Origin of the sequence: Mycobacterium sp. SMC-18, from assembly GCF_045310895.1 — a bacterium.
GTDB lineage: Bacteria > Actinomycetota > Actinomycetes > Mycobacteriales > Mycobacteriaceae > Mycobacterium.
Genome location: NZ_JBJIAL010000007.1, coordinates 51,473 through 68,886, shown reverse-complemented (window position 1 = coordinate 68,886; position 17,414 = coordinate 51,473). Strand labels below are relative to the sequence as shown.

Sequence of the window (17,414 nt, the reverse complement as noted above, 5' to 3'; positions counted from 1 at the left end):
TGGACGGATCGTTAAAGGACGTCTAACTAGCCGCGTAGCTTAGCAGGCCGCCACGGCGTCACCGTCACGCATGTCATCCTGCGCATCGTCGAGCTCGGTGCCCCGAGTTTCCGGCAACACCAGCGTGCAGACGATGCTGACCAGCACGAAGACGGCGATCAGCAGCCCAACGGCCCAGCTCCCGAGGGCGGCGACGAGCGGCCCGGCGACCAGCGGCGGCAGCGCGCCGCCGACGATCCCGGCGAGATTGAAGGCCATGCCCGCGCCGGTGTAGCGGTATCGGGTGGCGAACGTCTCAGGCAGGAACGCCCCGATGGGCCCGTAGGCGAGCCCGAAGATGCAGAAGATGCCGGCGATCGCCACCGCGAAGGCCACCGGCGACCCGGAGTCGATGAGCGGCATCACGAGGAATGCCCACGGCAGTGCCAGCCCGAAGCCGACCAGGATGACGCGGCGCCGCCCGTACCGGTCGCACAGCACCGCCGAGATCGCCGAGAACACCATGAGCGACACCCCGGCCAGGACCCCGACCGACAGGATCAGCGTCCGCGGATGGTGGATGCGGGTGCTGGCGTAACTCATCAGGTAGGTGCCGCCGAGGAAGCTCATGGTGAAGATGCCGACCATGCAGCCGGCACCGAGCAGCACCTGCTTGCTCTGCCGGCGCACCAGCTCCCCGAACGGGGCGCGGGGCACGGTGCCCCGCTTCTGCTCGGCGACGAACACCGGCGTCTCGTCGATGGTCAGCCGCACGTACAGCGCCACGGCCAGCAGCACGGCGCTGAACAGGAACGGCAGCCGCCAGCCCCAGTCCAGGAACACCGGGCTCTTCTCCCCGATCGTCACGTTGGCGATCAGCACCACCAGATTGCTGACGGCCAACCCGGCGCCGGCGCCCAGCTGCGTGAACATGCCGTACATGCCGCGCTTTCCGACCGGGGCGTACTCCGCGCTCAGCAGTGCCGAACCGGCCCACTCCCCGCCGACGGCGAAGCCCTGGAACACCCGCAGCGTCAGCAGGATGATGGGCGCCGCCAGACCGATCGACGCCGAGCTGGGCACCAGGCCGACGCCGACGGTCGACAATCCCATGATCAGCAACGTCGCGACCAGAGTCTTCTTGCGGCCCAGCCGATCTCCGAAATGGCCGAAGACCGCCGCGCCGATCGGGCGGGCCAGGAACGCGACCGCGAACGTGGCCAGCGACGAGATGGTCGCCATGGCGGGCGGCAGGTTCGGGAAGAACACCTGCGGGAAGATCAGCGCCGCGGCCGTCCCGTAGATGTAGAAGTCGTAGAACTCGATCGCGGTGCCGATGAAACTGGCGAACGCCACCTTGTTCATCGGTGTGCTCGGGGTCGACACGTCTGCAGCCACGTCAGGCAGTATCGCCTACCTTCCCGATGGTTCGGACGGTACCGCGACCATCCCACCCCCACCGGTTAACGTGACGGGGTGAATCTCGACGCGAACACCGAATCGGTCAGCGCGGCGATCGACACCGGCCTGCTGGCCGGCGCGGTCACGCTGGTGTGGCAGGACGGCGCGGTGCGGCAGGTCAACACGCTCGGCCACCGCGACGTGGAAGCCAAGCTGCCGATGGAGCGCGACACCGTCTTCCGTATCGCGTCGATGTCCAAGCCGATCACGGTCGCGGCGGCCATGACGCTGGTCGACGAGGGCCGGCTCGCCCTGACCGATCCCATCGCGAACTGGATTCCCGAACTCGCCAACCCGCGCGTGATGACGAGCCTCGACGGACCCTTGGACCGGTCCGTGCCCGCCCGGCGGCCCATCACCGTCGAGGATCTGATGACCCACCGTGGCGGTCTGGCCTACGGATTCACCGTGCCGCCGCCACTCGGCCGGGCCTACAACAAGCTGCAGTCGCTGCAGGATCCCGACCGCTGGCTGGCCGAGCTGGGACAGCTGCCGCTGGCGCACCAGCCCGGCGACGCGCTGACCTACAGCCAGTCGACCGACGTGCTGGGCTTCCTGCTGTCGCGCGTCGAGGGCAAGCCGCTGCCAGATGTGTTGGCGGAGCGCATCTTCAAACCGCTGAACATGGTCGACACCGGTTTTGCGGTGACGCATTCGGGCCGGCGGCGCGCGGCGACCATGTACCAGCTGGCCGCCGACGGGGACGCCCTGCGCCTGCAGCCCGGGAAGATGGGGCCACCGCAGGTGATGCCGCCGACGTTCTGCGCCGGTGGCGGCGGACTCTGGTCGACCGTCGACGACTACCTGACGTTCGCGCGGATGCTGCTGGCCGGCGGCGAGGTCGACGGAGTAAGGGTGCTGTCGGAGGAATCCGTGCGGTCCATGCGGACCGACCGGTTGACCGCCGAGCAGAAGTCGCAGAACTTCCTGGGTGCGCCGTTCTGGATCGGCCGCGGCTTCGGGCTGAACCTGTCGCTGGTCACCGACGAGGCCAAGGCGACGCCGTTCTTCGGTCCCGGCGGCCCCGGCACGTTCAGTTGGCCGGGCGCCTTCGGCACGTGGTGGCAGGCCGACCCGAACGCGAACCTGATCCTGATCTACCTGATCCAGAATCAGCCGGAGCTCAGCGTGGATGCCGCGGCAGCTGTCGCCGGCAATGCCTCGCAGGCCAAACTCCGTTCGGCGCGACCGAAATTCGTGAAGCGGACGTACCAGGCGCTGGGGCTGTAACTAGCCGGCCCGCGCTGCGGTGAGCCGCTGCATGTCTGCCATGCCCTGTTCCTGGGCGTCGTGCATCCAGGCCGGCAGCGGGGCCCGCAGCTCGGGCACCACCTCGTTTTCGAGCAACCCCTGCAGCGTGGCCTGCTTGCTGCTGCGGCCCGCCTGGTTGTCGAGTTCGTGTGCGCCCGAGGGCGATTCGTAGTCGTAGAGCTCGTAGTCGATCTTGCGGCTGTGGTCGGCTTCCATGCCGCCGGGCTGCCAGTACGCGTAGCGGCCGAGCTTCGCGTCGGGCGTCCGCACGGCGACGATGTGGCTGGGCGCCGACGTCGGAATCTCGGTGGGCACCGCGCCGCCGCCGAACATCTTCTGCACCGCAGGCGATTTCATCAGCGTCGCCATTTCCTCGACCGACATGTCGTCGGTCGCGTGGGCTACCCACCGACGGCCCGCTGCACCCGGGTCGGCCGCGATGGCGGCGATGTCGCCGCGCGCCTGCAGGTAGGCGTAACGGCTGTCGGAGCGCCAGCCGTTGCCGCCGGCCGCGATGGTGAGCAGCAGCGGTGCGATGTCGACGCTGGAGGTGAGCTGCCGCCGGCGCTCGCCGGGTTTGGGGGTCAGGTGACCGGCCGGGTCGTGGATGTACAGCGGCACCCGGATCGACTCCTCATAGATGGCCGCGCCCTTGCCGCGCAGGCCGTGCGAGCCGGCGTACTCGCCGTGGTCGGAGGTGAACACCACGACGGTGTCGCGCTCGACGTCGGGGCGGGACGCGAGAGTGTTCAGGACGCGGCCGATCTGGACGTCCACCTGCTGATGCAGCCACAGGTAGTTGTCGAGGCACCGGGCCCACTGCGCTGCCATGTCGGGACCCGAGTACGGCACCGGGCCGGTCATCAGCGGCGACATGAAGTTCATGTAGTCGATCTGCAGCTGCGGCTTGCCCCGCCGCCGCAGGTCGTCGGCGTTCTCGAAGTTGACGGGTGTGCCGGAGAACACCCGCGGAACATCGTCCGGCAGTGGGTTTCTCGGCCACCAGCAGATGTCGTGCGGGTTCACCAGCGACACCGTGGTGCACCACGGGCCACTGCCCGCGTGGTCGGCGAACCAGCCGTCGAACTGGTCGGCGATGGTGTGGTCGACCTGGAGCCCCTGGTTCGGGCCACCGTTGGGCGACGGGTACGTGCCGCCGGAGAAACCGTGAGCGTCAAGGCCGTCGGGGGTGGTGTCGGAGATGTGGCCCAGGTGCCACTTCCCCCACCACCAGGTCCGGTAGCCCTGGTCGCGGAGCATGGTGCCCCACGTCGGGAAGCGCGGCGCCAGGGTGGATTCGGTGGGGCCTTCCCCGGTGTACAGGCAACCCGTTTGATGCGAGTAGAGCCCGGTGGTCAGGACGCCGCGCGACGGCGTGCACATGTTGGATGCCGAGTAGTGGGACTCGAAGGACACGCTGCGCTGTCGCAGCCGGTCCAGGTTGGGTAGCAGTTCGCCGAGTTGTCTGGCATCGGGAAACCATTGGGGCGCCCGCATCTGGTCGACGATGATCACCAGGATGTTGGGTTTGCTTGCCGAGTGCTCGCGGCTGCCCCGCGACAGTAGCTGGTAGCCACCGACCCCCGCCGCGGCCGCCCCCGCTACTGCCGCCGTGCCTTTGAGAACTGTGCGCCGGTCGATGTCCGCCATGGGGCCAGCCTAGGAGTGAATGCTGTCAGTGCGCATAGGCTTTCGCCATGGTGCAACCGACCGTGTTGATCAGCGGCGCCGGGGTCGCCGGCCCCGCCTTGACGCATTGGCTGGCACGTAACGGCTACCGGGTGGTGATCGTCGAGGCGGCGCCGAGCATCCGCCCGGGCGGGCAGACAGTCGACCTGCGTGGCGCGGGCCGCGAGGTGGTCACGCGAATGGGCCTGCTGCCTGCGATGACCGAGCGGTGCCTGTTTCAGCGCGGCATCGCCTGGGTGCGCGCCGACGGTACCCGGCGTGCCGAGATGCCGGTCGAGGCGTTCGGCGGCAACGGGATTGTCTCCGCGCTCGAGATTCTGCGCGGTGACCTGACCGATGTGCTCTACCAGGCGACCCGCGACGTGGCCGAATACCGCTTCGGCACGCGGGTTTCCGTGCTCGAGGAAGACGAGTCGGGGGTGCGGGCCACGCTGACCGACGGCTCCGTGGTCGAGGCCGACCTGGTCGTCGGTGCCGACGGTCCGCATTCCGCGGTCCGGCAGTTGGCTTTCGGTCCGGAAGAGCGGTTCGTCCGGCGCCTCGGCGGCTACAACGCCTGGTTCACCGCACCGGACATGATCGGCCTGGACGGCTGGTTCCTGATGTTCCAGGCCGCCGGTGGGCTCAACGCCTCGCTGCGGCCGTCGCACGACACGACGACGGCCAAGGCCGGTCTGGCTTTCCGGTCCGAGCCGATCGACTACGACCGCCGTGACCTCGACGCGCAGCGCGCGCTACTGGCCGAGCGGCTCCGCGGTGCCGGCTGGTACTGCGATGAATTACTGAGTGCCGCAGCGCAATCCGACGATTTCTACTTCGACGATTTCGTGCAGGTCCACATGGACACCTGGTCAGTCGGCCGCGTCACGCTGTGCGGCGACGCCGGGTACTGCGCGTCGCCGCTGTCCGGTATGGGCACGAGCCTGGCGCTGGTCGGGGCGTACGTGCTGGCCGGTGAACTCGGCCCGGCAGCGGCATTCGACGCCGCCGGGATCGCGGCGGCATTGCGCCGCTACGAGGCGGTCATGCGGCCGTACGTCGACCGGTGTCAGGACCTGCCGGCCGGCCTCGACGGCTACGCGCCGCAGTCCGAACGTGACATCGCCATCGGGGCGGCGGTCATGAAGTGGGTGCAGCGGTGGCCGCTGCGGCCATGGGCCGCGCGCAAATGGTTCTCCACGGCCGAGTCGATCGACCTGCCGGACTATCGGTCGTGAGTCGGGGCGTGCCCGGTCCATTTGATGTAGGCGCGACGGAACTCCCGCGGGTCGGTGAACCCGACCTCGGCGGCGATGGCGTGGATGGGCATCGCGGTCTCACGGACCAGGTATCGCGCGCGTTCACTGCGCACCTTGTCGCGCAACGCGATGAACTGCTGCCCATCGGCGCTGAGGCGCCGCCGCAGGGTGCGTTCGGTGATGTTGAGCCGCTTGGCGACCTGGGCCATGGTCAGTGGATCGCGCACGCTCTCGCGCAGCATCGTCTCGACGGTCTGCACCACGTCGGTCGGCTGGTCGCCCTGGGTCACCATGTCACGGCAGGCGGCGACGGCGACGGCGTGCGTCGTCGGATCGGCGCGCGGTAGCCGCTGCGACCACAGCGGATCCGGGAACGCCAGCCGGTTGGCGTCGGCATTGAACAGGACCGGGCAGCCGAAAAACTCGCGGTACCGCTGCGCGTACACCGGCGGCGGGTAATTGACCTGGACGTACTCCGGTGTCTGCTGCGGCAGCTCGAGCACGGTCCGGACGGTGACGAGCACGCTGCAGAACAGCTCTTCACACAGGAACGGCAGCAGCTCGGGTTCCGGGGAACGCTCGTAGGCGCGCAGGGCGAAGGTGTCGCCGATCAGCTCGGCGCCGACGTCCATCAAGCTACCCGCGCTCTGGTGCAATTCCAGGCCGACTTGCATTGCCGCGCCGAGGTTTTCGGCCGATCGGATGGCCAGTCCGAGTACGCCGAAGGACACGAACATGTCGCGGGCCCCGACGTCGATGCCGAGGCCCCGGTCCGGCATGGCGCGTACCGCATGCCGCAGCACGAGCGCCGCCTGCCGGAACGACACCCGCGTTTCGGGCGAATTGAGCGTCGCGGCCGTCAGGCCGGCCGCGGCCAGCCACCGCTCCGTGGGCAGACCCGCGCGATCGGCGACGTCGACGACGTTGACGAGCACCGACGTCGGGATCAACGCCGCGCTGTGCCTGTCCACCCCACCTCCAACACGTGTCCGGATTTCCCCCCATTGTGGTCACCGATGCCCTCGTGCGCACCCATCGACATGCGATTAGCTCCCGATCCATGGTGTGGTCAATGCCGGTCGATCTGTCGAAGCCGCCTTCCGTCGAGGGGTCGTGGGCACGTCCGGAGATCTACTGGCCGGCATTGACCGCCGCCACCGCGCATCTGGAGACGCCGCTCGCGGCGATCGATCTCGCAGCGCTGCACCACAACGCGCACGACCTGCGCCGCCGCGCGGCAGGAACGCCGATCCGGGTGGCGTCCAAATCGGTCCGGTCACGCACGATCCTGGACGCCGTCACGGCGCTCGACGGCTACGCGGGGGTGCTGGCGTTCACATTGCCCGAAGCCCTGTGGCTGGCCGCAGGCGACGGCGAGCACCCACCGCACGACGACGTCGTCGTCGGCTACCCGACGGCCGACCGCGCCGCGATCGCCCGGCTGGCGTCGGCACCGGAGCTGGCGGCGCGGGTGACGCTCATGGTGGACTCCCTCGCCCAGCTCGACCTGGTGGACAGCGTCGCCGCGCCGTCGACGCGTCCGGCACTGCGCGTCTGCCTGGACCTGGACGCCTCGTGGCAGGCGCCGGTGCTCGGCCACGTCGGGGTGCGCCGCTCCCCCGTGCACACCGCGGCGCAGGCCCGCGCTCTTGCCGCTGCGATCGCCGGCCGCCCCGGCTTCACGCTGGTGGGCCTGATGTCCTACGAGGCCCAGATCGCCGGGGTCGGTGACGATGTCCGCGGCCAGGCCGCACGGTCCCAACTGATCCGCTGGATGCAGCGGCGCTCCAAGGATGAACTGCTCGAACGCCGCGGCCTCGCGGTGGCCGCAGTCCGGCAGGTGGCCGACCTCGAGTTCGTCAACGGCGGCGGAACCGGGTCCATGGAATTCACCGCCTCGGATCCGGCGGTCACCGAGATCGCGGCGGGCAGTGGCCTTTTCGGCCCGCACCTGTTCGACACCTACCAGGGCTTCACGCCGGCTCCGGCCGCGGCATTCGCGCTGTCCGTGGTGCGCAAACCCACGCCGCAGATCGCGACAGTGCTGGGCGGCGGCTGGATCGCCTCCGGACCACCGGCCCGGGACCGGGTGCCGCTACCGGTCTGGCCGCCGGGGCTGAGTCTGCTGTCCGCCGAGATGGCCGGCGAAGTGCAGACGCCCGTGACCGGAAAGGCTGCTGCCGCACTGAAAGTCGGTGACCGCGTGTGGTTCCGGCACTGCAAGGCCGGCGAGCTCAGCGAGCACGTCGACGCGTTCGCCATTGTCGATGCCGGCACGACCGTCGGCACGGCACTCACCTACCGAGGCGAAGGGAAGACGTTCCTGTGACCTGGACCAACTGGGGACGCTGCGAGACCGCCAACCCGACGGAAGTCCTGCGGCCCAACACGGTCGAGGCAGTGTGTGACGCCGTCACCCGCGCGACGGCGACCGGCCGGCTGATCAAGGTCGTCGGGTCCGGGCACAGCTTCACCGGCATCGCCGTCGCTCCCGACATCCAGCTGGATCTGGGCGCGCTGACCGGCGTCATCAGCGTCGACCGGGAGCGCAGGCAGGTCACCGTCGGCGGCGGCACTCCGCTGTGGCAACTGACGCAGCTACTGGCGCGGCACGGACTCGCGCTCGAGAACATGGGTGACATCGACCGCCAGACCATCTCGGGCGCCATCTCGACCGGCACCCATGGCACCGGTCTGGCCTTCGGCGGCCTGGCGACCCAGGTCGTCGGGCTGACCCTGGTGTCGGGCACCGGCGAGCTGGTCCGCATCGACGAGGAGCAGAGCAGCGAGTTGCTGCCGGCGGCGCGCGTCGGCCTGGGCGCACTGGGCATCATCGTCGAGGTGACGCTGCAGTGCGTCCCGAGCTTCGCGATCCACGCCATCGAACGCGTCGAACCGGTCGATGACGTCGTCGCGACATTCGACGAACGTTGCACGCACACAGACCATTTCGAGTTCTACTGGTTCCCGCACACCGATACCGCGTTCACCAAGGCCAATATCCGGCTGCCCGCCTACACCCCGCTGGAGTCCACCAACCGGGTGTCGCAATGGGTCGAGGAGGAACTGATCGAGAACGGCGTGCTGGGAGCGATCTGCGCCGTCGGCAGCGCGCTGCCGTCCACCGTGCCCACACTGAACCGCACCGTCACCCGGTTCCTGTCCGACCGTGAGCACACCCAGCGCTCCGACCGGGTCTTCACCTCGCCACGAAGGGTGCGGTTCCGCGAGATGGAGTACGCCGTCCCTTACGAGGCGGTCGGCGCCGCATTCGACGAGGTGCGCAGCCTGATCGCCCAACGGGGTTGGCGCATCGGCTTTCCCATCGAGGTCCGTGCCGCCGCCGACGACGAGAACTGGCTGTCCACCGCGTACGGCCGCCGCAGCGCGTACATCGCGGTGCACCGCTATGTGCGCGACAACCCGACGGAGTACTTCCGCGCGGTCGAGCAGATCATGCGCCGTTACGACGGGCGTCCGCACTGGGGCAAGATGCACAGCCGCACCGCGGCGGACCTGCGCGACACCTACCCGCGGTTCGACGACTTCCTCGCGGTGCGCGAAAAGCTCGACCCCAGAAGAACATTCACAAACGACTACCTGCACCGAGTACTCGGAGAATGAGGGCACGCATGACGACGATCCACGCCTTCGGCGATGACGCGCTCGGTGACCACGACGCCGTCGGCCTGGCCCGGTTGGTGCGGGACCGGCAGGTCAGCCCGGACGAACTGGCTGCCGCCGCCGGCGCCCGGGCGCAGCTGGTCGACCCCGAGCTGCGGGCGGTGGCATGCGAGCTGCCGCCGCGGCACGGCACCGACCGGGGTTCCCAGTTCTTCGGTGTCCCGACCTTCATCAAGGACAACACCGACGTCGCCGGCCTGCCGACCACGCACGGTTCGGAGGCGTTCACGGCCCGGCTTGCGAAGCGGGACGGCGCGTATGCGGCGCAGTTGCTCAGTACCGGGCTGACGCTGCTGGGCAAGACGCGGATGCCCGAATTCGGTTTCAACGCCACCACGGAGTACATGACGGAGCCGCCGGTCCGGAACCCCTGGAACACCGAATACTCCGTCGGCGCCTCGTCGGGCGGGTCGGCCGCCCTGGTCGCCGCGGGCGTCGTGCCCATCGCCCACGCCAACGACGGCGGCGGCTCCATCCGCATTCCCGCCGCCTGCGCGGGCCTGGTCGGGCTCAAGCCGAGCCGGGGCCGGCACCGCGACGGCGAGCAGGCCCGGCATCTGCCGATCAACATGATCTCCGAAGGCGTCCTGACCCGCAGCGTCCGCGACACCGCCGCGTTCGTCGCCGCGTGCGAGAACCATTGGCGTAATCCGAAACTCGCACCAATCGGCCGGGTGAGCGGGCCGGCGCAACGGACCCTGCGCGTCGGTGTGCTGTTCGACAGCGTCACCGGCGAGCCGGTCGACGACGCCACCCGCGCGGCCGTCGAAGATACCGCGGCGGTGCTGGAGGCCGCCGGTCATATCGTCGAGCCGATCACGCTGCCGGTCACCGCCCAGTTCGCCGACGACTTCGTCCAGTACTGGGCGCTGCTGGCCGATCTCGCGGTCGGTACCGGCCGCTTGATCCTCGACCGGTCGTTCGATGCGGCCAAGGCCGACGGCCTGAGCCTGGGGCTGCGCGCGCACCACCGGCGCCACCTGCACCGCACCCCAGGCGCGCTGCTGCGCCTACGGCGCGTCGCCCACCAGTACGCGCAGATGTTCGCTCGGCACGAAGTCGTGCTGTCGCCGGTGCTTTCGCACACCACGCCGCGGCTCGGCTACATCGCACCGACCGTCGACTTCCCCGAGCTGATCGACCGCCTGCGCCGGTATGTCGCCTACACGCCGCTCAACAACATCGCGGGTACACCGGCGATCTCGTTGCCGTTGCACCAGTCTCCCGACGGCCTACCGGTCGGCGTGCAACTGTCCGGCGCCTACGGCGACGAGCGCACGCTGCTCGAACTGGCCTTCCTCCTGGAAGCCGAGCGGCCGTTCGCGCGGATTCAGGAACCCGCCAGCACGTGCCGCGCGGCGTCACCGAGCGCGTGGCGGGCGTAGGCCCGCACGTCGGCGTCGCCGTCTTCCAGCGCGATACCGAGCGCGGTCCGCGCGGCCTCCTCGGAGTCGGCCCACCGCGTCAGGCTCAGCACCGCGGCCTTGCGCACGTCCAGGTGCGGGTCGTGCAGCGCCTGCGACAAGGGTTCGACGGCAACCTCCGGTGCCGCGCCCGACAGTGCCCGCACCGCACCCTGACGAATCTGCCACGCTGGCTCCCGAAGGGCGCGTTGCACTTCCGGCACGTCCTGCTCGGCACAGCCGACGGCGGCCAGCGCGGCGAGCGCCGCCGCCCGCACCAGCGGGTCACGGTCGGCCACCAGCTGCCGCACGGTGTCGGCACCCGACCGGAGCGTGGCCAGGCCGTTCCCGGCGGCGATCCGCACCTCGCGGTTGTCGTCGGCGGCGGCCGCGGCCACCCCGTCGACGTCATCGACGGAGACCAGCGCACGCACGGCCTCGATCCGCACGCGGTGATCCGAATCTGTCACGGCGGCACGGTAATCCGGGGCCGCCCCGACCCGGCGCGAGCTCAGCACGTACAGCGTCACAGCCCGCACCACCGGGTCGGCAGAGGTCAGGTACGGCGCGACCGCCGCGGGGTCGGGCAGCACCTCGACGAGTTCGCGCAGGGCATGGGCACTCTCCTCGCGCACCGCGCCGTCGGCGTCACCGAGCGCGGCGACCAGGTCCGGCTGGTAGCCGTCCGGCAGGTTCTCCACCAGCACGGCGACGGCAGCTCGCCGGACCCCCGCGTCGGCGTCCTGCAGGTATTCGGTGAGGTCGGAGAGCACCGGCTCTTCCAGCGCCACCACGGCAGCGATGCGCGGGGACGGCGGCGTCGCCGGTTCGGCCGGGCGCAGCCGCGAGCCCGCGGTCGCCGGTGCCTTGCCGCCGACCAGATCCGGCTGGTGCACATGCTGCACTGCGTGGTCCGACGGCAGGTGGTCCAGGTCGGGCACCGGCACGAAATACGGTGCCACCGGCCGTTTCAGGAACTCCATCTCACCGTCCTCGCCCTTACGCAGGTTCAGGTGATAGCGCCACTGCTCGTCGTCGCGCTCGGGGATGTCGGCACGATCGTGGTACAGACCCCACCGTGATTCGGTCCGGGTGAGCGACGACCGGGCCGCCATCTCGGCGCAGTCCCGGATGAACGACACCTCGACCGTCCGCATCAGTTCATGCGGGGTGCGGGCACCCATCTGCTCGATCTCCTCGGCCATCCGCTCGAACGTGCGGACCGCGATCGACAGCTTGGTGGCCGTCTTGGGCGGGGCCACATAGTCGTTGACGAAGCGGCGCAGCTTGTATTCGACCTGCGGCTGCGGCGGCCCGTCCGGATGCCGCAGGGGACGGTAGATAAGTTCGTGCGCCTCGGCCAGCTGGTCCTGCGGAAGGTCCACGGGCGCTTCGACATCGGCGAGCGTGGACGCGGCGTGTTCGCCGGCGAGGTCCCCGTAGACGAACGCGCCGATCATGTAATTGTGCGGGACGCACGCCATGTCGCCGGCCGCGTACAGCCCGGGCACGGTGGTGCGGGCATGCTCGTCGACCCAGACGCCGGACGCCGAATGCCCACTGCACAAACCGATCTCCGAGATGTGCATCTCGATGTCGTGAGTGCGGTAATCGTGGCCGCGGTTCGCGTGGAAGGTGCCGCGCGTCGGTCGCTCGGTGGTGTGCAGGATGTTCTCCATCGCGGTGATGGTCTCGTCCGGCAGGTGGGTGACCTTGAGGTAGATCGGGCCGCGCGCCGATTCGATCTCGCTCTTGACCTCGGCCATCATCTGGCCCGACCAGTAGTCCGAGTCGACGAACCGCTCCCCCAGCGCGTTCACCTGGTATCCGCCGAAGGGATTCGCGACGTAGGCACAGGCCGGGCCGTTGTAATCCTTGATCAACGGGTTCACCTGGAAGCACTCGATACCGGAGAGCTCGGCCCCCGCGTGATACGCCATGGAGTAGCCGTCGCCGGCGTTGGTCGGGTTCTCGTAGGTGCCGTAGAGGTACCCGGACGCGGGCAGGCCGAGCCGGCCGCTGGCCCCCGTCGCCAGAATGACGGCCTTGGCTGCCACCGTGACGAATTCGCCTGTGCGCGTGTTGAACGCGGCCGCGCCCACCGCCCGCCCGTTCGCGGTCAGGACACGCACCGGCATCAGCCGGTTCTCGATGCGCAGCTTCTCCCGGATCGACTTCTGCCGCATCACGCGGTACAGCGCCTTCTTGACGTCCTTGCCCTCGGGCATCGGCAGCACGTACGAGCCGGAGCGGTGCACGCGACGCACCGCGTACTCGCCGTGCTCGTCCTTCTCGAACTTCACGCCGTAGCGCTCGAGACGCTGCACCATGGCGAAACCGCGCGTCGCGGTCTGATAGATGGTGCGCTGGTTGACGATTCCGTCGTTGGCCCGGGTGATCTCGGCGACGTAGTCCTCCGGGGTGGCCTTGCCCGGGACGACGGCGTTGTTGACGCCGTCCATACCCATGGCCAGAGCACCGGAATGGCGCACGTGCGCCTTCTCCAGCAGCAGGACCTGGGCGCCGTTCTCGGCGGCGGTCAGGGCCGCCATGGTGCCGGCGGTGCCGCCGCCGATCACCAGGACGTCACAGTCGAGGCGGACGGCATCGGCGAGGTCTGGAATCTCCAGCGTGCTCATTGGTGTAGTGCTCCAAGGATTTCGGCCCGCAGTTCGGTGCGGGAGATTTCGGCGTCGCGGGGGCTGGGGACGTCCAGCAGCGCACGTAGCGGCTGGCCGGCGCGGCCGAGGACCGCCACCCGGTCACCCAGGGCGAGGGCTTCGTCGACGTCATGCGTGACGAACACGATGGTGGTCGGATGGGCCTGCCAGGTGTCGATCAGCAACGCCTGCATGGCATGTCGGGTCTTGGCGTCCAGGGCGCCGAAGGGCTCGTCCATCAGAACGGCCCGCGGCGCACCGGCCAGACCACGCGCCAGCTGGACCCGCTGGCGCATACCGCCGGACAGGCTCTTCGGCAGAAAATCGGCGAACCCGGTGAGCCCGACCTCGTCGATCCAGCGTTCGGCACGTTCGCGGCGCCCGGCGCGCGGCACCCCGCGCAGCTGCAGCGCCAGCTCGATGTTGGATCGCACTGTGCGCCACGGCAACAACGCGCTGTCCTGGAACACCATGCCGCGGTCCCGCGACGTGGTGGTCACCAGCTCACCGTCCGCCAGCACCCGCCCGGCGTCGGGCTTCAGCAGCCCGGCCAGCGCCCGCAGCACCGTCGACTTGCCGCAGCCCGACGGGCCGGTCAGCACCAGGATCTCCCCCGGCTGGACCGTCAGGCTCAACCCGTCCACCACCGGCTCGCCGGTGTAGGACAGCCGAATCCGATCCAACTCCAGCCGGAGACCCGCAGTGAGTACCGCAGTCATCGCGCATTCTCCTCACCGCGCGGCAACCAGCGGGTCAGTCGCCGGCCGATCAGTTCCACCGCAGCCGCCGTGCCGAAGCCCAGCGCGCCGATCGTGATGATGCCGACGAAGACGCTCGGGTAGTCCAGCACCGTGTACGCCTGCCAGGTGCGGTACCCGACGCCGAGCCGGCCGGAGATCATCTCCGCGGACACCACACAGATCCAGGCCACGCCCATACCGACCGACAGACCGCCGAACAGCCCGGGCAGGACACCCGGAAACAGGACCTGCCGCAACACATCCCAGCGACTGCCGCCGAGCGTCCGCACCGAGTCCTCCCACAGTGTCGGCAGCGCCCGCACGGCGTGCCGGGTGCTGACCATGATCGGGAAGAACGCCGCCAGGAACGTGATGAACACGATGCCGGCCTCGTCGGTCGGGAACAGCAGGATGGCGACCGGCACCAGCGCGATGGCCGGGATCGGCCGCGCCAACTCGGTCAGCGGCCCCACGATGTCGGCGAACAACCGCGACCGGCCCAGCGCGATACCGACGGCGGCGCCGATCACCGCCGCCAGCCCGAAGCCGCTGACGATCCGGATCACCGACTGCGTCAGGTCCAGCCAGTACTGCGTGGCGCCGAGGCGGTCGACGAATTTCGCGGCGATCTGGGTCACCGTCGGCAGGTTGTCGAAACGCAGCCAGAACCGGACGTGATTGGCCGTCAGCAGCTGCCAGATGCCCACGGCCGCAACGACCGACAGCGCCTTGACGAGGTAACTGCGCCACTTTGCGGATCCGCGCTGCCGCGGCAGGTCAGCCTCGACCGGCAGCACCGGTGCCGCCGACACCGCGGCTATCGCCGTCATGCCACACCCACCAGAGCCTGCTGGTAGGTCACCACCGACGAACCGGGATGGGCCGCCTGGTAGCGGCGGGCGCCGGCGTCGGTGTCGAACGGCACGAAGTCCGCGCCCTGCTGCACCCACACGGATTTGTCCGCCAGCCAACGGGTTCCGAGCTCGGCGTCCGGCACGTACGCGGCGCGGACCTTGGCGCCCTTGGCCTCCGCGGCCCGGATCGCCTTCAGCAGGCACGTCGGGTTGGCCGCCGGCTGTGTGCTGTCCGAACCGTCGAGCCACAGCTCACCGGCCAGCGCGGGGTTGTCGACCGGGATGTTGCACACCGGGTCGGTTCCGTGCACGACCGACGGATTCGCGGTGCGGGCAACCTCGGCGTTGTAGTCGCGCCCGCGCTCCGACAGCGCCTTGCGCAGCGGTCCGTCCTCGACGAACTTGGTGACGTCGAGGTCGGCGAAGTCACCGATCGACTTCAGGTACGGCACATCACCTTTCAGCGCGTCCACGAGCGACGGCTTGAGCGTGGTGTCGAACCGCGTGCCGCCGGGGCCGTTGTACAGGTACACGACTTCCTGCGGCAGGCCGCTGCCCTGCGCGACGATCTTCGCCGCCTCCAGCGGCTTGGTGTTGAGGAAATCGGTGGCATCGAGCTGTGCCTGCAGGAACGCATCGAGCACCTCGGGATGCGCTGCGGCGTAGGCCCGTCGCACGACGACGCCGTGCCAGGTCGGGTAGTTCAGCTCGGCGCCGTCGTACAGCAGCCGGGCCTTGTTCTGGAAGACCAGCAACCCCGGCCAGGCGACGAACTGCGAAAGCGCCTTGACCTGACCGGATTCCAGCGCCGACGCGCCGATCTGCGGCTGCTGGTTGAGTACCTCGACGCCGGTCTTCGGGTCGATGCCGATCTTCGACAGCGCCCGGACCAAGGTGCCGTGACCGGCCGAGCCGACACTGGCGGAGACCTTCTGTCCCGCCAGCTCGTTCAGTGACTGAACCGGTGAATCCGGGGACACCACAACCATGTTGAGCGCCCCGGTCGGGCTGGACCCGGTGGCCGCCACCAGTTCGGTCTTGGCACGTTCGTTGCTCTGGGTCTTCGATCCGTTGATCAGCATCGGGTAGTCACCCATCGAGCCGATGTCGATCTTCTCGGCGACCATCTGCGCGGTGATCGGCGCACCGGTGTCGTAGTCCTGCCATTCGACGTGGTACTTCCTGCCGGTCTTGGCGCCGATGTCATCGAGCCGATGCTCCAGGTAGCCCTGGGCGCGCAGCAGCGTTCCGGCGGTGACGGTGTTGATGGTCTTGGACTGGTAGCCGACAACCACGTTGACGGTGTTGTCGTCCTTGCCGGCCGAATCGACCGAGCAGCCGGTGGCGGCGAGGACGACGGTGGCGGCCAGGGCGGTAAGGCGTTTCATGGTGGTCCTTAACGGATGAGATAGGGCATGTTGACGGATACGGCGCCGGTTGGGCAGCGCGCAGCACACGGACCGCAGTACCAGCACTCGTCAACGTGCATGTACGCCTTGCCGTTGTCGGGGTTGATGGCCAGCGAGTCGAGCGGACAGACGTCGACGCACAGGGTGCAGCCCTCGATACACAGCGACTCGTCGATCGTGACCGGGACATCGGCTCGTTGGTTGTTGACCAGCGTCATGATTCACTCCGTAACAGGTTGCCGCGCATGGTGATTCGGTCACCACGCAGTCGGATGTATTCGAGGTCGACGGGACGCCCGTCGTCGAGGGTCGTGAGCCGTTCGAGCATCAGGATCGCGCCGCCCGCCGGGATGTCCAGCGTGGCCGCGGTGTGCGGGTCGGCCGAAACCGCTTCCAGCGCAATGTCGGCCGAGCCCAGCCGCTGTTCGGTGACCTGCTCGATCAACGCGAACACGTCGTTGGTCTCCAGCGAGTGCTCGAGGACGGCGGCACCGATATCGGGAACCAGGTACGTCAGATCCAGGCTCAGCGGCAGGTCGCCCAGATAGCGCAGCCGTTCGATGAACACCACGGGCTCACCGGGAGTCAGCTGCAGGCGGCGCGCGACCGCAGCGGGCGCCGGCAACCGCGTGGCGGCGCGGACCTCGTTGCGGACCTCGCCGTAGTCCTTGAAGGTCTCCTTCAGCCCGACCAGCGCGTGCAGGCCGTGATCGTATTTGCGCTGCGCCACGTGGGTGCCGACGCGTGGACCCCGGTCGATGAGCCCCTCGGCCTTGAGGATCGCCAGCGCCTCGCGCACGGTGTTGCGGGATACCGAGAACTCGGCCACCAGCTCGGCCTCACCGGGCAGGCCCGCCGCGTAGACGCCGTCGCGCACCTGATGGCGCAGCACGTCGGCCACCTGGCGGGCACGGTCGGCGCGCCGGCGTAGCGGGGTCGGATCGGTCGCCTGGGGCGAGCGAAGCGACGGGGAGGACTCGGGCATGCGGTTGAACCTAGGGACCCAGCGCCATCAGGTCTGCACCCTCAAATCGGGTGTCTCGACG

14 protein-coding genes are annotated in these 17,414 nt (G+C 69.3%); 5 read left to right on the top strand and 9 right to left on the bottom strand.

Annotated elements, in window-relative coordinates:
- Positions 1 to 39: 39 nt before the first annotated feature.
- The gene (locus tag ACJH6J_RS08465; RefSeq protein WP_212814826.1) at positions 40 to 1,344 is read right to left on the bottom strand and encodes an MFS transporter; all 1,305 of its coding nucleotides are present in this window, start codon (positions 1,342 to 1,344) and stop codon (positions 40 to 42) included.
- A gap of 111 nt (positions 1,345 to 1,455) precedes the next feature.
- Here ACJH6J_RS08465 and ACJH6J_RS08460 point away from each other — a divergent pair, with 111 nt between their 5' ends.
- The gene (locus tag ACJH6J_RS08460) at positions 1,456 to 2,670 is read left to right on the top strand and encodes a serine hydrolase (protein ID WP_212811556.1); all 1,215 of its coding nucleotides are present in this window, start codon (positions 1,456 to 1,458) and stop codon (positions 2,668 to 2,670) included.
- Here the strand turns inward: ACJH6J_RS08460 and ACJH6J_RS08455 are convergent, their stop codons facing one another.
- A complete protein-coding gene (locus ACJH6J_RS08455; protein ID WP_406803809.1) occupies positions 2,671 to 4,341 on the bottom strand; it encodes a sulfatase-like hydrolase/transferase in 1,671 nt (556 codons plus the stop codon). It lies immediately after the preceding gene.
- A gap of 47 nt (positions 4,342 to 4,388) precedes the next feature.
- On the opposite strand from ACJH6J_RS08455, the gene ACJH6J_RS08450 reads away from it, so the two are divergent.
- Positions 4,389 to 5,597, top strand: coding sequence for an FAD-dependent monooxygenase (locus ACJH6J_RS08450; RefSeq protein WP_406803808.1), 1,209 nt, complete (start codon positions 4,389 to 4,391; stop codon positions 5,595 to 5,597).
- Here the strand turns inward: ACJH6J_RS08450 and ACJH6J_RS08445 are convergent.
- Positions 5,585 to 6,589: an AraC family transcriptional regulator gene (locus tag ACJH6J_RS08445; protein WP_244872563.1), complete on the bottom strand. Its 1,005-nt coding sequence runs from the start codon at positions 6,587 to 6,589 to the stop codon at positions 5,585 to 5,587. The genes ACJH6J_RS08450 and ACJH6J_RS08445 overlap by 13 nt on opposite strands.
- Positions 6,590 to 6,690: 101 nt before the next feature.
- Here ACJH6J_RS08445 and ACJH6J_RS08440 point away from each other — a divergent pair, with 101 nt between their 5' ends.
- Genes ACJH6J_RS08440 through ACJH6J_RS08430 form a run of 3 tightly spaced genes read left to right on the top strand, consistent with a single transcriptional unit; the run spans position 6,691 to position 10,687 of the window.
- Positions 6,691 to 7,947, top strand: a complete 1,257-nt coding sequence (locus tag ACJH6J_RS08440) for an alanine racemase (RefSeq protein ID WP_406803807.1) — start codon at positions 6,691 to 6,693, stop codon at positions 7,945 to 7,947.
- Positions 7,944 to 9,242: a D-arabinono-1,4-lactone oxidase gene (locus ACJH6J_RS08435; protein ID WP_406803806.1), complete on the top strand. Its 1,299-nt coding sequence runs from the start codon at positions 7,944 to 7,946 to the stop codon at positions 9,240 to 9,242. The genes ACJH6J_RS08440 and ACJH6J_RS08435 overlap by 4 nt, the downstream gene beginning before the upstream one ends.
- A gap of 8 nt (positions 9,243 to 9,250) precedes the next feature.
- Positions 9,251 to 10,687: an amidase gene (locus ACJH6J_RS08430; RefSeq protein WP_406803805.1), complete on the top strand. Its 1,437-nt coding sequence runs from the start codon at positions 9,251 to 9,253 to the stop codon at positions 10,685 to 10,687.
- On the opposite strand, the gene ACJH6J_RS08425 is transcribed toward ACJH6J_RS08430, so the two are convergent.
- Genes ACJH6J_RS08425 through ACJH6J_RS08400 form a run of 6 tightly spaced genes read right to left on the bottom strand, consistent with a single transcriptional unit; the run spans position 10,633 to position 17,353 of the window.
- Positions 10,633 to 13,344, bottom strand: a complete 2,712-nt coding sequence (locus ACJH6J_RS08425; protein ID WP_406803804.1) for a fumarate reductase/succinate dehydrogenase flavoprotein subunit — start codon at positions 13,342 to 13,344, stop codon at positions 10,633 to 10,635. The genes ACJH6J_RS08430 and ACJH6J_RS08425 overlap by 55 nt on opposite strands.
- Positions 13,341 to 14,084 (bottom strand): ABC transporter ATP-binding protein, encoded by a 744-nt coding sequence (locus ACJH6J_RS08420; protein WP_212811563.1) that lies wholly within the window; start codon positions 14,082 to 14,084, stop codon positions 13,341 to 13,343. The genes ACJH6J_RS08425 and ACJH6J_RS08420 overlap by 4 nt, the downstream gene beginning before the upstream one ends.
- Positions 14,081 to 14,935, bottom strand: coding sequence for an ABC transporter permease (locus tag ACJH6J_RS08415; protein WP_212811564.1), 855 nt, complete (start codon positions 14,933 to 14,935; stop codon positions 14,081 to 14,083). The genes ACJH6J_RS08420 and ACJH6J_RS08415 overlap by 4 nt, the downstream gene beginning before the upstream one ends.
- Complete coding sequence (locus ACJH6J_RS08410) at positions 14,932 to 16,347, bottom strand: ABC transporter substrate-binding protein (protein WP_212811565.1); 1,416 nt, start codon at positions 16,345 to 16,347, stop codon at positions 14,932 to 14,934. Before ACJH6J_RS08410 ends, ACJH6J_RS08415 begins: the two co-directional genes overlap by 4 nt.
- An 8-nt stretch (positions 16,348 to 16,355) precedes the next feature.
- Positions 16,356 to 16,586 (bottom strand): ferredoxin family protein, encoded by a 231-nt coding sequence (locus ACJH6J_RS08405; RefSeq protein ID WP_061006677.1) that lies wholly within the window; start codon positions 16,584 to 16,586, stop codon positions 16,356 to 16,358.
- Positions 16,583 to 17,353 carry a GntR family transcriptional regulator gene (locus ACJH6J_RS08400; RefSeq protein ID WP_318984529.1) on the bottom strand — a complete coding sequence of 257 codons (771 nt, stop codon included), beginning with the start codon at positions 17,351 to 17,353 and terminating at the stop codon, positions 16,583 to 16,585. Before ACJH6J_RS08400 ends, ACJH6J_RS08405 begins: the two co-directional genes overlap by 4 nt.
- Between the last annotated feature and the right edge of the window lie 61 nt (positions 17,354 to 17,414).

Bases quoted from the DNA above. Each gene is read 5' to 3' on its own strand.
- ACJH6J_RS08455 (WP_406803809.1), bottom strand. From the start codon at position 4,341: ATGGCGGACATCGACCGGCGCACAGTTCTCAAAGGCACGGCGGCAGTA.
- ACJH6J_RS08410 (WP_212811565.1), bottom strand. From the start codon at position 16,347: ATGAAACGCCTTACCGCCCTGGCCGCCACCGTCGTCCTCGCCGCCACC.
- ACJH6J_RS08405 (WP_061006677.1), bottom strand. From the start codon at position 16,586: ATGACGCTGGTCAACAACCAACGAGCCGATGTCCCGGTCACGATCGAC.
- ACJH6J_RS08465 (WP_212814826.1), bottom strand. From the start codon at position 1,344: ATGAACAAGGTGGCGTTCGCCAGTTTCATCGGCACCGCGATCGAGTTC.
- ACJH6J_RS08400 (WP_318984529.1), bottom strand. From the start codon at position 17,353: ATGCCCGAGTCCTCCCCGTCGCTTCGCTCGCCCCAGGCGACCGATCCG.
- ACJH6J_RS08420 (WP_212811563.1), bottom strand. From the start codon at position 14,084: ATGACTGCGGTACTCACTGCGGGTCTCCGGCTGGAGTTGGATCGGATT.
- ACJH6J_RS08415 (WP_212811564.1), bottom strand. From the start codon at position 14,935: ATGACGGCGATAGCCGCGGTGTCGGCGGCACCGGTGCTGCCGGTCGAG.
- ACJH6J_RS08450 (WP_406803808.1), top strand. From the start codon at position 4,389: ATGGTGCAACCGACCGTGTTGATCAGCGGCGCCGGGGTCGCCGGCCCC.
- ACJH6J_RS08440 (WP_406803807.1), top strand. From the start codon at position 6,691: ATGCCGGTCGATCTGTCGAAGCCGCCTTCCGTCGAGGGGTCGTGGGCA.
- ACJH6J_RS08425 (WP_406803804.1), bottom strand. From the start codon at position 13,344: ATGAGCACGCTGGAGATTCCAGACCTCGCCGATGCCGTCCGCCTCGAC.
- ACJH6J_RS08430 (WP_406803805.1), top strand. From the start codon at position 9,251: ATGACGACGATCCACGCCTTCGGCGATGACGCGCTCGGTGACCACGAC.